Below are 13,504 nucleotides of genomic sequence, written 5' to 3'. Positions count from 1 at the left end.
AATAATCAGGCCGAGCAATAAAAAAGCGCCCTTTCGGGGCGCTTTTTTGTCTAGCAAAGTCACTTTTAAAGCGGAGATTCCGGACGCTCCTGCGACAGAAGCATCGCACCGATTGCATCAACATGCTTCTTATCGGCTGTGTAGCCGAGAGATACGTTTTCCACCGCTGGAGCCGTTTCATCAAATGTTGGCTGGTAGCTCGCCACCTGCGTCAGCGCCGGCTTTTCAGCAGGCTTCACAGGAAGCGTCGCCAGACGGTCACCACGGGCCTGCGGACCCACGCCGCCATTCTGCTGAGTTTCAGTCGTCTTTGCTGCTTCAGCCAACGCAACCTGCACTGTTGGCTGTGCCTGTGGAACAGTGGCATCCTGCTGATCAGTTACGTTGTAGAACGGACCTTCTGGCATGGATGGTGCCTGTGGTGTGGAAGCATAGGCCAGATTGTAAGGGGTCTGTGGAACCGGATTCTCCAGCTCGCCATCACGGCCACGCTTTTCGTAGAAAGAGTTTCCACCCGCAACCAGCACGTAATGCATGTTGCGGTATGGGAACTTGAGGCCAGCTGTGTGGAAGAACATGGAGTTCTTCAAGGAAGGGTGACGCTTGCCCTTGAGAATGGAATCAGCCGCTGCCTGAACATCTGGCATTGCCCTGGAATTCATCTTGCGGCTCAGAACGCCCGGCGCAAACTGGTTCTTCTGGCCCACAACACCACAGATCGTATCCGGATAGCTGCCGGATGCGAGACGGTTCATGACAACAGTACCGACGGCCATCAGGCCATCGGGGCTTGAACGGTTCGATTCAAAGAACATCGCACGTTCAAGACATTCACGGTCTCTGGCGGTATAGGTGAAAGTCTTAACGCCATTGACCGACTTGACGTGGCTGACCGCCGCCGTCTTATCGGATTTGGTCTTGGCTGTGCCTCCGGTCGTCGTGCAACCTGTCACCACAAATGGAGCAACCAGAAGCCCGAGGATAACGGGCAGTTTCCACTTAGCAGCGCGCGTCAACGGCTCAGTCTCATCGTTAGGACCCTTAATTGATCCAACCCGGCCTCCGCCCCGCAAAAGGCGTTTGAAACCTGGCTGTGGTGCCACTGCATAAAACTATGCAGCAGATTTGAACTAACAGAGCAGCCTTTGTGCATCCAATTGAGACACCCGGCGCTCCAGCCAAATAGAACGAAAATCAAATAATAAACGTTCTGCTGTCACTCATTGCATTCAAGGTTTTGGAATTTTTAGGCCAAAAAAAGGCGAACGGTCAAATTCCTAAAATGACAAAGCCACCAAAACGGTGGCCAATCGAACCCGAATCCAAAGTTGAATTTTCCCCACAAACCCCTTAAATTTATTAACAAATCCTTAACGTGATTTAGCAAATCTTATAAGTTATTGATTTAACGCGATTCAATTTGCTGAAATACAGGCCACATCGCTGCCTTATTTCACTGATGTTTCAAGATTTTACGCAGCCATCTTTTTTGACTTTTCAGATGCTGTTTTTGACGCCGATTTCAAGGCTTATTCAACTTTGTCACGATTGATGTAACATCGCGTGATATTGACCGTTTTTGGTACAGATTTGGGCAACATCACCGAATCGCAGGTCCGAATGCTGAGTCGCGCCGTTCGCTCCCTTCATGCAAAACGGCCCGTCACATTTTCAGTAACGGACCGCTTCTGAGACGTTCTGCAAGTCGAGATTTGATCACCCGAATGAGTAGCCTGCGCCACGCACCGTGCGAATTGGATCGAGTGCGCGCCCGACATTGATCGCCTTGCGCAAACGTCCCACATGCACGTCGACCGTGCGGTCGTCGACATAGATATCCGGGCCCCAGACACCATCGAGCAACTGGCTCCGGGAGAAGACACGGCCCGGTGACATCATGAAATATTCAAGCAAGCGGAATTCTGTGGGTCCGAGGCGGACTTCCTTTTCCTTGCGATAGACACGGTGCTGCTGACGGTCGAGCACCAGATCCCCAACCTTGAGCACATGCGAGAGAACGCTGGGATTGGCACGGCGCAGCATGGCTTTCACCCGCGCAAGCAGTTCCGGTGTCGAGAAGGGCTTTACGACATAATCGTCAGCACCCACACTCAGGCCACGGACACGTTCGCTTTCTTCGCCACGCGCAGTCAGCATGATGATCGGCAGACGCTCGGTTTCCGGCCATTGACGCAGACGACGGCAAAGTTCGATCCCCGATACACCAGGAAGCATCCAGTCCAGAATAAGCAGATCCGGTACGTTTTCGCGAAGCGTGATTTCGGCTTCATCGCCGCGCAGCATCGCATCGACCTGATAACCTTCTGCTTCCAGATTGTAACGCAAGAGTACGCTCAGGGCTTCTTCGTCTTCAACCACAGCAATCTTGGGTGCCTGTGACATCCAGTATTTCCTATCCAGAATTTAGAGCGCAGAAGATACAGTCCCCCCGTCGACCGCGTGCCGCCGCGCTATTCTTACACATGCAGAGATTTTGCGCCGCAATGATGCAGCGCAAAATACCATCAGGATTTACGCGCCTCGTCCACGACGATACCGTGGCTCAGGTCTTCTTTTGGGCGTTCCGCAGGCATTTGCAGGCCGGTCACGATGTAATAGACCGTCTCGGCAATGTTGGTTGCATGATCGCCAATGCGCTCAATATTCTTTGCGCAGAACAGAAGATGCGTGCAGGCTGAAATGTTGCGCGGATCTTCCATCATATAGGTGAGCAACTCGCGGAACAGCGAGGTGTACATGGAATCGATTTCATCATCGCGATCGCGAACAACATTGATCTGCTGTACCGAGCGCGTTGCATAGGCATCGAGCACGTCTTTGAGCTGGGTCAGAGCGAGTTCAGCCAGTGTTTCAAGTCCACGATAGAGCTTGACCGGCTGGCGCGATTCCGAGACGGCGGCAACGCGCTTGGCAATGTTTTTGCCAAGATCGCCCACGCGTTCCAGATCGGCCGATATGCGGATCGAGCCGATGATTTCACGAAGATCGACAGCCATAGGCTGGCGCTTTGCGATGATCATGACGGCCTTGTCGTCAATCTCACGCTCGCTTGCATCAAGGATGAGATCATCGGAGATAACGCGCTGAGCAAGCGCATTGTCGGCGTTGACAATCGCTGCAACGGACTGCTCGACCATACGTTCCGCATGACCGCCCATTTCAGCGATCTTATGGGTCAGGAACTGCAGTTCTTCGTCGTAAGCGGTAACGGTATGCTGAGACGCCATAATAGACCTCGAAGTAAGGATTACAGGGAAGCGAAACCGAAGATGGTTCCTGCTTCTGCTGAAATGTTAACCAAAGCGACCGGTGATATAGTCCTGAGTGCGCTTCTCGGTCGGTGCCGTGAACATCACATCCGTGTCACCCACTTCCACCAGATTGCCCAGGTGGAACATGGCGGTGCGCTGTGAAACGCGAGCGGCCTGCTGCATGGAGTGCGTGACGATGACGATCGTGTAGTTCTGGCGCAGCTCGTCGATCAGCTCCTCAACCTTGGCCGTCGCAATCGGATCAAGCGCCGAGCACGGCTCATCCATCAGGATGACTTCCGGGCTGACTGCAATCGCACGTGCAATGCACAGACGCTGCTGCTGACCACCGGAAAGACCGGTTCCGGCATCGTGAAGACGATCCTTGACCTCTTCAAAGAGGCTGGCCTTCTTGAGGCTGGTTACGACGATCTCTTCGAGATCGGTCTTGTTGCGTGCCAGACCGTGGATACGCGGGCCATAAGCCACGTTCTCGAAGATCGACTTCGGAAATGGATTTGGCTTCTGAAACACCATGCCGACACGGGCACGCAATTCAACCACGTCGATCTTCGGATCGTAAATGTCTTCGTTGTCGAGCGTGATATTGCCTACGATACGGCAGCCTTCAATCGTGTCGTTCATGCGATTGAGCGAACGCAGGAATGTAGACTTGCCGCAGCCCGAAGGACCGATAAGCGCTGTAACCATCTTTTCCGGAACATCCAGATCGACTTCGAACAGAGCCTGTTTCTCGCCATAAAACACGCAGACCTTGTCGCCGCGCATCTTTATGGAGGGGGCGTTGGCGTTCATCTTTTCTCCTACGGCTTTCTCGAGAGATCGTTCAGTCATGAGATTCATCATTTCTCTCCCGTTTACCAGCGGCGCTCAAAGCGGCGGCGCAGAATAATTGCTGCAATATTCATAACGGCCAGGAACAGAAGCAGGACGATAATAGCGCCTGATGTCCGTTCCACAAAGGCACGCTCAGCTTCATTCGCCCACATAAAGATTTGCACAGGCAGAGCGGTGGCCGGGTCCATCGGCGTTGCAGGCATATTGGCAACGAAGGCCACCATACCGATCAGAAGTAGCGGTGCTGTTTCACCCAACGCCTGAGCAAGACCAATAATTGTTCCGGTCAGAATGCCCGGTGCTGCGAGAGGCAACACATGGTGAAACACCATCTGCGTCTTCGATGCACCAAGGCCTAAAGCTGCGGCGCGGATCGATGGCGGCACGGCGCGAAGAGCGGAACGTGTCGCGATGATGATCGTTGGAAGCGTCATCAATGTCAGCACCAGACCACCGACAATCGATGCGGAGCGCGGCAGATTGAAGAAATTGATGAAGACCGCAAGACCAAGCAGACCAAACACAATCGACGGCACTGCAGCCAGATTGTTGATGTTGACTTCGATGAGATCCGTAAGACGGTTCTTCTTGGCAAACTCTTCAAGATAGATCGACGCAGCTACACCGATAGGCAGTGCAAGAACCAGCACGATCAGCATCATGTAGAAGGAGCCCACCAGTGCCACACCCAGACCGGAAGTTTCCGGACGACTGGAAGCACCATTGGTGAACAGCCCCCAGTTGAAAGCCTGGCTCATGATGCCTTCATCGGTCAGCGTCTTCATCCAGGCGACCTGACGATCAGAAACCTTGCGGTTTGCTTCTGCGACCGAAAGATCAATCTGCCCCTTATAGGCCGAGTCGATATCAGCAGCAGCCAGAACCGGGACCGTCTGCGTGGTGCCGATCAGCGATGGGTTGTCCATCACCATCTGGCGAAGCTGAACACGAACACCATCAGAGAAGAAGCGCCCGATTTCACGCAATTGCGCGCGATCCGTGGTTGGAACGCCGAGCTTTTCAGCCAAAGCATTGCGAACCAGAAGCGGATAGTTGGCGGTGATCAGTACATTCGGATCGGTCGCACGCTTGTTGCCTGGATCGATAACCTGTTCGTCAAGCTTGACCGGCAGATAGATCGTTGTTTGTCCGAAAGCGGTATAGCCCTTGGAAAAGACCGAGAACAGAAGCGCGCAGAGGAAGAACACACCGATCGCAATGGCAACAATGCCATAGAGACGGAAGCGACGTTCAGCGGCGTAGCGACGCTTGATTCCGATATCGCGGCGCTGGGGCGTTGCCACGGCATTCCCAGCAGCATTGAAAGTTGAATCGGTCATTATTCGTACTGCTCCCGGTACTTGCGAACGATGTAGAGCGCAAAGATGTTCATGATCAGCGTCAGGACGAAGAGGGTGATACCCAGCGCAAAGGCAACGAGCGTCTGCGGCGAGTCGAATTCAAGGTCACCGGTCAGCTGGTTGACGATCTTGACCGTGATGGTGGTCATGGCTTCAAATGGATTGGCTGTCAGGCGGGCTGCAACACCAGCTGCGAGTACCACGATCATGGTTTCACCAATCGCACGCGAAGCCGTCATCAGAAGTGCACCGACGATGCCGGGAAGTGCAGCTGGCAGAACAACCCGCTTGATCGTTTCGGAACGTGTTGCACCAAGGCCGAGCGAGCCGTCACGCAGCGAGCGCGGGACCGATGTAATGATATCGTCAGACAGCGACGACACGAACGGGATCAGCATCACGCCCATGACGAGACCGGCGGTTAGCACGCTCTGCGCCATGATGAAGCCCTGACCGCCAGCGATTGCCATCGAGAGATCGCGCAGGAATGGGCCAACCGTTATGAGTGCGAAGAAGCCGTAGACGATGGTCGGAATACCGGCCAGAAGTTCAAGCAGCGGCTTGACCACAGTACGCACGCGAGGTGATGCATATTCAGCCATATAGATGGCGGAGAACAGGCCAACCGGCACAGCAAAGAGCATTGCAACCAGAGCAATGTAAAGCGTACCAGCGAGCAGCGGGATCAGACCGAACTGGCCGACTTCACCGCCTGAACCGGCAGCTGCAAAGCGCGGGTCCCAGACTGTGCCGAAGAAGAAGTCCATCGGCGCGATTGACTGGAAGAAGCTCACAGTCTGGAACAGAACAGAGAACACGATCCCGATCGTCGTCAGGATGGCAATACCGGAAGCAGCGATCAGGCCCCACAACACGATGCGCTCGACATTGTTACGGGCACGCGTACGGCGCTTGATACCGGAGAGACCAAAAATCAGACCGGCAATCGCAATAATCATTGCGACGGCGCTGCCGAGCGTATGAGAGATTTTATTCGCTTTTTCCAGGAAAAGGGCGACAGGAACCATATAGTCCTGCCCTTCGGTCGCGAGCGCTACGCCCTTTGAACCGAGCACGTCACGTGCTTCCTTATAAGTCTGCGGGAAACTGTCGATTTCAGCAGGCGTCAGTTTGTCGAGACCGCCTGCAAGGCTGCGGATCATACCAAGCTGCAGGCTGCGCTCGGAAAACGAGCCATCTTCGACAGCAGCCGGCATACGAGCTGTTGCCGTATGATCGAGATAAACCGATGTACCAACCGCCCAGACCGCGAGAAACAGAATTGCGGGCAATGCGGAAACGAGGAAAACCCACCAGCCATGATAAAGCGGGCGGGAATGCATTTTCTCTGTGGCGACGCCTGAACTGACAGCAGGCTGAGCCTTGTCAATTGCAACGGCACGCTGTCGACCTATGAAGAATCCGATCAGTCCGATTGCGACGACACTGACGAGAACCAGAAAGAAGGACATTCAATTTCCCCGGTTGCCCCAAAAAATGTGAAGACAGCTTTTCATGCACAGTTGCAACCAGCCATTTCCACGCGAATGCGCCTGTCTTATCCGACCAGCGCAAAAGAGGAAGAATGTGGGAAGAAGTCCTCCCCACATTCCACAGATCAAAGCTTACTTGGCTTCCATCAGCTTGCCTTCGGTGAAGGCAGTGCGCTGTGCTTCACGTTCTGCATCCGGAGCCGGAACCAGACCGTATTCAGCAAGTGGGCCTTCTGGGCCGACCATCTGTTCGGACAGGAAGAAGTCAACATATTCCTTGAGACCCGGAATGACGCCAAGGTGAGCCTTCTTCACGTAGAAGAACAGCGGGCGCGAAACTGGATATTCGCCCGAAGCAACGGTTTCAGCCGATGGCTTGACGCCGCTGACGGTTGCGACCTTCAGCTTGTCAGCATTGTTTTCGAAGAAGTAGAGACCGAAAACGCCAACGCCCTGCTTGTTGGAGTCGATGCGAGCCAGCGTTTCGCTGTAGTCGCCATCAATATCGACAGCCTTGCCGTCTTTACGAACAGCGATACAGGCCGCAGCCGAAGCCTTGTCATCGAGACCGGTCTTCTTGATTTCGTCGAGAGCGCCCGATTCTTTGCAGCCGTCAGCAAGAAGCTTTTCTTCGAAAACTTCACGCGTGCCGTGCTTTTCGCCGGGGATGTAAGCAGTGATATCCCAATCTGGCAGGTCTGCATTGACCTGGTTCCACTTGGTGTTTGGATTGTCAACCAGCTTGCCGTCTACGACGAGCTTGGCAGCAAGAGCCTTGTAAACGTCAACTGGAGCAAGTTTCCAATCTGGGCCGTTCGCATCGGTTGCAAATACGATGCCGTCATAGCCGAAACGAACTTCCTGAACTTCCTTGACGCCAGCGTCGATGCAAGACTTGAGTTCAGTGCCCTTCATGGCGCGCGATGCATTGGCGATATCGATGGTGTTTTCACCGACGCCCTTGCAGAATTCCTTGATGCCTGCACCAGAGCCGCCCGATTCAATAACCGGCGTCTTGAAGTTAGGATAGGTTTCGCCAAAGGTTTCTGCAACGATCTTGGCATAAGGCAGAACGGTCGAGGAACCGGAAACCTGAATCTGATCGCGCGCATTCGCAGCGGAAACCGACAATACTGCAGCAATTGCGAGCGCTGCGGTCGAGGAAATCATCTTGTTCATGAGCACCAGCCCCTGTTGTAAAAGACACATGACGTGAAAGCGTCACCAGCCGTCTACGCGCTCTATATAACAGTCATATGACAGTAGTGTTACAGCTTTGTATCAATCGACTTTGCCCGCCATTTTGCTGGGTTTTCTCAGGTGCTCAGTCGTTCAAACTTTCAAAAGCGGCAATCGCGCAGCCATTGCCCTGATCCCGGCAACGTCTGCATTGGCGAATGCAAAGCGCAAGAACGCATCCTGCCCATCTCCGAAAAAACTGCCGGGTAGCGTAACAACACCGATTGCCTTGGCGAGCCTCTCGGCAACCTTGACAGACGACACGCCTTCATAAGGATGACGCACGAATGCGAAATAAGCGCCCACTGCCTCTATATGCCAACCAGCCACATTGCTCATGGAAACACGCAAAGCTTCCGCGCGCCGCGCAATCTCCTTGCGGTTGTCGTCACGCCAGACTTTCAGCGGTTCAATCGCCCGACTAACCGCAATCTGTGGCGCACGCGTCGCGCAGATTTGCAGATTGTCCATCACCTTGGCGACAAGGGCCACCATCTCTGAACCTGCAACAATTGCCCCAAGCCTGTGGCCAGGAATACAGAAGGACTTCGAGAAGCTGTAGAGCTGGATCAGATGCGACGGCCAGTCAGCCTCAGTGAACAGATCATGTGGAGCTTGTTCAGCATCACTCAGAAAATCACGATAGGTTTCATCGAGCAGCAGCCATGTCCCGTTGTCACGGCAAGCGGCATAAATCTGGCCAAGCAGTTGCGGCGAGTAAATCGCCCCCGTGGGATTGTTGGGTGACACCAGAACGAGCGCGCGCACGCCTTTATGTAAGGCCGCCTTTACATCTTCGATATCAGGCACAAATCCGTTTTCAGCACGGCAATCGACAGTCGCCGAGCGAATGCCCAGCATCTCCAGTGATGACTGATGATTGAAGTAAAAGGGATTAGTCGCGAGAACCGTATCGCCGCTTTGAGCGACACACATGATCGCGGCGATGAAAGCCTGATTGCAGCCTGATGTTATATGAACATTGTTGGCCTTGATTTCAGCGCCATAAAGCTTGCCGACATGGATCGCATAAGCCTCACGCAAAACCGTCTCGCCCTCGATTGGACCATAGCCCGCAGATGTGACAGATCCCGCAGCCTCACCGAGAAAGCGCAGCATATCAGGATGCGGCGGATAACCGGGAACGGCCTGCGAGAGATCAATCAGAGGACCATGTGCCCCATCATAATTCCGCGCCCAGGCCTGTACCGCAGGAATGGGCGGTGCGGAAAGCTTACCGATAAGCGGATTGATGGAAGGCAAAGGCATTAAAAGCTCCCGTTTGCAATTTTGTCTTATTCACTGGGGCGCGACAACACGTAAGCCGCAGAACCAAGCATAAAGATCGTGACAGAGACAGCAAGCAAAGGCCCCGGACGCGCGCCCCACCAGAACATGCCATAGCCGAATGCCATGCCGAGGCAGGCATACAGTTTTGCCTTGGGCGGGATAGCACCGCGCTCACGCCATTTGACAATAAGCGGACCAAATCGCGGATCTGCAAGCAGGCGCGCCTCAAATTTGGGCGATGAACGGGCGAAAAACCATGCAGCCAGAATGATAAAGATCGTTGTCGGCATGACCGGCAGAACGGCGCCAATGATACCAAGCGCCAGCATGAGGAAGCCAAGGCATAGATATAGAATACGCTTGCTCGCCGAAATGGCCGGAAGCGCTGTGTCGTTATCGTCCTTTTGTGGCTTATCCTGCATGATTTTCCGTTCTGAACATGAGCGCTTATAGCAGGATTTTGGCTTTTGCATGCATGCGATAAGCGGTCAAAACTGCGTCATCGCGCTGCCTTTCAACAAAAGTTACAGACGGCATCACAAACTTTACCACACCAAAAACACCCTATGGTTGTATTTCGCCCAAAAAAGGCCGGATTTTGTCAACTTGACTGACGCAGCCGAAAACTGGGGCTACAAATAAAAATTGCACCGGAACGGCAAGACCGTGGCCATCGGCAAAGCAGCTTTTCTTGGACTTCCCGCATCAAAACATGAGTCCGCAAAGGGCAAGCCCGGAATCCTAACGAATCGTAAACAGTTTTACAGCAACATCGATATATCGGTTAAAATATTCCTGATCTTTTCTTGAGCCATCAAATAAACAACGCATAGTATAGGATCATTTTCCGCACAGTTCATCGAATCTATTATCTCATTATACTCTCAATAACATCACGCCATCGCCACATTTAGATTCCAGTTGGCACAGGTCTTTCTCGTCGTAACTCAAAATTACCGGACAGACTTTGTGAAACGACTCTTGGAATCAGTATGAACTTCAAAATCCGTATGGCTATGCTCGCCGTTGCGACGACAGGTCTTTTCTCGATCACCGCAATGGAAGCTGAAGCTGCGCGCTGTGGCGGCGCCTCCTGGTATGCACTCACCTCACGCACTGCATCGGGCGAACGCATGAACCCAGCCGGTCTGACTGCGGCTCACAAAACACTGCCGCTTGGCACCAAGGTTAAGGTCACCAATCAGAGAAACGGCAAGTCGCTTATCGTCCGTATCAATGATCGCGGACCGTTCATTAAGGGACGCGTGCTTGATCTTTCCAAGGGTGCAGCGCAGCGCCTTGGTTTCATCAGTGCCGGACACACAAACGTCTGCTTTACACCGCTTTAAGAAGCCTCATGAACAGAACTTCACTGTTCAGCCCGCGCGTTCCAGCAGCATTTCTCTGACAGAGAAGTCGGTGTAAGCTTATATTTTATATGCGTAATTTCTGAACCGTCGCCCTTAAAGCGGCGGTTTTCTGCATCATCAAATGCAATTTATTAGTGTTAAAATAGCGCAATACCCGCGTTAACCATTAATTAAGATGTTGGGCGAAGACGCGGCAGTCTCAATTGACTCCGGCCATGTTTCATACTTTAACTTTTCGTTAATAAATGCCCAGTGCGGGCTGTGAAAAGGGCCTTGAGTATGTTTTGCGTAGTTCGCTCGAGCATGAAGTTTATCGCTGCTGCCAGCATCGGCATTGTCGCTCTTATGGCGAGCGTCGGTGCACAGGCTGGAACCGGTGCCTACATGCAGACTGGCAAGCTTACCTCACAGCCAATCGGTCATTACGAGTTCTGCAAGCGCGAAGCCGCTGAATGCAACATCGTCAGCCGTGACACCCGCGCGCTCTCACTCAACAACAGCAACTGGCAGCACATTCAGGCCGTCAATCTTTCGGCCAATGAACGCATCAAGCCGATGACCGATATGGAAATCTACGGCGTCGAGGAATATTGGGCCTATCCAACCACTGTCGGCGATTGTGAAGATTATGTTCTTCTCAAGCAGCGTGAACTTGCCAAGGCCGGCATTCCGATGACGGACCTGCTGATCACCGTGGTCCGCAAGCCAGACGGCGAAGGCCATGCGGTTCTGACCGTACGTACCGATCGTGGCGATTTCGTTCTCGACAACCTGACTGACGAAGTTCTGCGCTGGGATGAAACCGATTATACCTACCTGAAGCGTCAGGCCGCCAATAATACCGGCCGCTGGGTCACGATCGAATCCCAGGACAATCTGCTGGTAGGCGCAGTCAAATAATCACCAGCCTCTCTCGAACATCTTGAAGACAGGCCTGTTTGTGTTATCCTTTTCAGGTCTAAAAAGGAAAGATCGGTGCGGTTAGCCCGATCCCCGTTGCAAAAGCGGGTCCTGGCTTTCGCGGGTGTTGAGAGCGCGCATTTTATCCGAAACCGCTTCACGCTTTTTGGGATGCGCTCTGATCCGACCAATGCGTCGAGTCCCTTGACCTTCAACTCCGATGCAATGGTGCATTGGAGAACAAGAGGTCTTGGTTATGAAACAGCAAATCTCCGTTATCACGCTTGGGATCGATGATCTTGAGCGCTCTCGTCGCTTTTACGTCGAAGGCTTTGGCTGGACGCCCATATTCCAGAACGAAGAAATCATCTTCTATCAGATGAATGGTTTTGTTCTCGGCTGCTTCCTGAAACCCTCACTCGAGGCCGATATGAACCGCTTCGGCCTGATGCAGCCGGGCGCATTTTCACTAGCCCATAATGTGGGTGACAAAGCAGACGTCGAGCCACTCATGGAAAAACTCGTACAAGCTGGTGGAAAGATCGTGCGACCCGCCGATGCGCCGGTGCATGGTGGCATTCGCGGCTACATTGCCGATCCCGACGACCATGCATGGGAAATTGCCTGGAACCCGGCCTGGAGTATTGATGAAAACGGGCTGGTGACTTTCGGACTCTGACAAAATGCCGGGGCGCGTAAACGGCTCCCCGGCTAGAGCATTTCCAGCAAAAGTGCGAAGCGGTTTTGCATCGGATAATGCGAAAAAACAAAGAGATAGAGCATTTCCAATGATTCAAGAAAAACAGGAAATGCTCTAGCACGCAAAATGCTGTTCACCTCTCAACCCGATCTGCGCTATGCTCTGATTCTGGCTTCCTCCACGCCTCCTCCCTCCAATCGGGAAAGCATTTTTCATGCGGGAAATCTAACCATCGAACCAGCTGTTCGAGCGAATGCATAAGGAGGGATTGCAATCAAAGCTCGCATAGGAGGTTTTGATGAAATTATCGGCTCCCATCTATCATTTGAAACGCCGCGCGAAGCTTATGGCGCGCGATGAAAGCATACCGCTTCATTCGGCATTGGACCGCATAGCAAAGCGCGAAGGCTTCAAAAGCTGGAGCACACTGACCCATAAATATACCGACACCGTTTCGGCTGCGGAACTTTATGCGCGCTTACAGCCGGGTGATCTGGTTCTGGTTGGCGCACGGCCCGGCCATGGCAAGACGCTGCTCAGCCTCGAAATCCTCATTGAGGCCATGAAGAAGGGAAATCGCGGCCTGTTCTTCTCTCTCGACTACACGCGGAAAGACATCAGAAAGCGATTTGAGATGCTTGGCGTCAACGAGCATGACTTTGACAGACAGTTCGTGTTCGACACATCTGAAGTAATCAGCGCCAATTACATTATAGAGCAATCGCAGAATGAACCGCGCGACACATGTATCGTCATCGACTATCTGCAATTGCTGGATCAGAAGCGTGAAAAGCCGGAACTGATACTTCAGATAAGGGCGCTGAAAGCTTTTGCGGAGGAAAAGGGGCTGATCATTCTCTGCATCTCACAGATTGATCGTAGTTTCGATGCGGACCTCAAGGCCTGCCCGGATTTAAGCGATGTGCGCCTTCCCAATCCGCTTGATCTATCGCTGTTCAACAAGGCCTGTTTTCTTAACAATGGCACCGTGACGCTTCAGGTGAACTAAGCCCGGAAAAAA

General features: G+C 53.1%; 13 protein-coding genes. 4 read left to right on the top strand and 9 right to left on the bottom strand.

All coding sequences use genetic code 11. The annotated features are described in order from the left end of the window. Positions 1-65: 65 nt before the first annotated feature. The 9 genes from C9380_RS00720 to C9380_RS00680 all read right to left on the bottom strand — a co-directional run bounded on the left by C9380_RS00720 (position 66) and on the right by C9380_RS00680 (position 9,935). Positions 66-1,016, bottom strand: coding sequence for a cell wall hydrolase (locus C9380_RS00720; protein ID WP_024898357.1), 951 nt, complete (start codon positions 1,014-1,016; stop codon positions 66-68). Between the two features lie 700 nt (positions 1,017-1,716). After that, positions 1,717-2,403, bottom strand: a complete 687-nt coding sequence (phoB, locus tag C9380_RS00715) for a phosphate regulon transcriptional regulator PhoB (protein ID WP_024898358.1) — start codon at positions 2,401-2,403, stop codon at positions 1,717-1,719. A 122-nt stretch (positions 2,404-2,525) separates the two neighbouring features. Next, positions 2,526-3,248: a phosphate signaling complex protein PhoU gene (gene phoU, locus C9380_RS00710; RefSeq protein WP_024898359.1), complete on the bottom strand. Its 723-nt coding sequence runs from the start codon at positions 3,246-3,248 to the stop codon at positions 2,526-2,528. A gap of 66 nt (positions 3,249-3,314) precedes the next feature. Beyond that, complete coding sequence (gene pstB, locus C9380_RS00705) at positions 3,315-4,088, bottom strand: phosphate ABC transporter ATP-binding protein PstB (RefSeq protein ID WP_024898360.1); 774 nt, start codon at positions 4,086-4,088, stop codon at positions 3,315-3,317. A 62-nt stretch (positions 4,089-4,150) separates the two neighbouring features. Continuing rightward, positions 4,151-5,470: a phosphate ABC transporter permease PstA gene (gene pstA / locus C9380_RS00700; RefSeq protein ID WP_024898361.1), complete on the bottom strand. Its 1,320-nt coding sequence runs from the start codon at positions 5,468-5,470 to the stop codon at positions 4,151-4,153. Beyond that, the gene (gene pstC, locus C9380_RS00695) at positions 5,470-6,963 is read right to left on the bottom strand and encodes a phosphate ABC transporter permease subunit PstC (protein WP_024898362.1); all 1,494 of its coding nucleotides are present in this window, start codon (positions 6,961-6,963) and stop codon (positions 5,470-5,472) included. Before pstC ends, pstA begins: the two co-directional genes overlap by 1 nt. 153 nt (positions 6,964-7,116) lie before the next feature. Further along, positions 7,117-8,163 carry a PstS family phosphate ABC transporter substrate-binding protein gene (locus tag C9380_RS00690; RefSeq protein ID WP_024898363.1) on the bottom strand — a complete coding sequence of 349 codons (1,047 nt, stop codon included), beginning with the start codon at positions 8,161-8,163 and terminating at the stop codon, positions 7,117-7,119. Positions 8,164-8,316: 153 nt separating this feature from the next. Then, the gene (locus tag C9380_RS00685) at positions 8,317-9,486 is read right to left on the bottom strand and encodes an aminotransferase (RefSeq protein WP_164844643.1); all 1,170 of its coding nucleotides are present in this window, start codon (positions 9,484-9,486) and stop codon (positions 8,317-8,319) included. Positions 9,487-9,518: 32 nt separating this feature from the next. Next, positions 9,519-9,935, bottom strand: coding sequence for a YbaN family protein (locus tag C9380_RS00680; RefSeq protein ID WP_100558372.1), 417 nt, complete (start codon positions 9,933-9,935; stop codon positions 9,519-9,521). A gap of 570 nt (positions 9,936-10,505) precedes the next feature. On the opposite strand from C9380_RS00680, the gene C9380_RS00675 reads away from it, so the two are divergent. The 4 genes from C9380_RS00675 to C9380_RS00660 all read left to right on the top strand — a co-directional run bounded on the left by C9380_RS00675 (position 10,506) and on the right by C9380_RS00660 (position 13,492). Then, positions 10,506-10,862: a septal ring lytic transglycosylase RlpA family protein gene (locus C9380_RS00675; protein WP_024898366.1), complete on the top strand. Its 357-nt coding sequence runs from the start codon at positions 10,506-10,508 to the stop codon at positions 10,860-10,862. 300 nt (positions 10,863-11,162) lie between these two features. Then, positions 11,163-11,783, top strand: a complete 621-nt coding sequence (locus C9380_RS00670; RefSeq protein WP_100558373.1) for a transglutaminase-like cysteine peptidase — start codon at positions 11,163-11,165, stop codon at positions 11,781-11,783. 256 nt (positions 11,784-12,039) lie between these two features. After that, positions 12,040-12,462: a VOC family protein gene (locus C9380_RS00665; RefSeq protein ID WP_024898368.1), complete on the top strand. Its 423-nt coding sequence runs from the start codon at positions 12,040-12,042 to the stop codon at positions 12,460-12,462. Positions 12,463-12,781: 319 nt separating this feature from the next. Further along, a complete protein-coding gene (locus C9380_RS00660; protein ID WP_128092785.1) occupies positions 12,782-13,492 on the top strand; it encodes a DNA helicase in 711 nt (236 codons plus the stop codon). Positions 13,493-13,504 lie beyond the last annotated feature (12 nt).

It is taken from the genome of Brucella pituitosa (assembly GCF_003049685.1).
GTDB classification, from domain to species: Bacteria; Pseudomonadota; Alphaproteobacteria; order Rhizobiales; family Rhizobiaceae; genus Brucella; species Brucella pituitosa.
This window is presented reverse-complemented; position numbering and strand designations above follow the sequence as displayed.

Coding starts and splice junctions, on each gene's coding strand:
- phoB (WP_024898358.1), bottom strand. CDS start 2,403: ATGTCACAGGCACCCAAGATTGCTGTGGTTGAAGACGAAGAAGCCCTG.
- phoU (WP_024898359.1), bottom strand. CDS start 3,248: ATGGCGTCTCAGCATACCGTTACCGCTTACGACGAAGAACTGCAGTTC.
- pstB (WP_024898360.1), bottom strand. CDS start 4,088: ATGAACGCCAACGCCCCCTCCATAAAGATGCGCGGCGACAAGGTCTGC.
- pstA (WP_024898361.1), bottom strand. CDS start 5,470: ATGACCGATTCAACTTTCAATGCTGCTGGGAATGCCGTGGCAACGCCC.
- pstC (WP_024898362.1), bottom strand. CDS start 6,963: ATGTCCTTCTTTCTGGTTCTCGTCAGTGTCGTCGCAATCGGACTGATC.
- C9380_RS00690 (WP_024898363.1), bottom strand. CDS start 8,163: ATGAACAAGATGATTTCCTCGACCGCAGCGCTCGCAATTGCTGCAGTA.
- C9380_RS00680 (WP_100558372.1), bottom strand. CDS start 9,935: ATGCAGGATAAGCCACAAAAGGACGATAACGACACAGCGCTTCCGGCC.
- C9380_RS00675 (WP_024898366.1), top strand. CDS start 10,506: ATGAACTTCAAAATCCGTATGGCTATGCTCGCCGTTGCGACGACAGGT.
- C9380_RS00670 (WP_100558373.1), top strand. CDS start 11,163: ATGTTTTGCGTAGTTCGCTCGAGCATGAAGTTTATCGCTGCTGCCAGC.
- C9380_RS00665 (WP_024898368.1), top strand. CDS start 12,040: ATGAAACAGCAAATCTCCGTTATCACGCTTGGGATCGATGATCTTGAG.
- C9380_RS00660 (WP_128092785.1), top strand. CDS start 12,782: ATGAAATTATCGGCTCCCATCTATCATTTGAAACGCCGCGCGAAGCTT.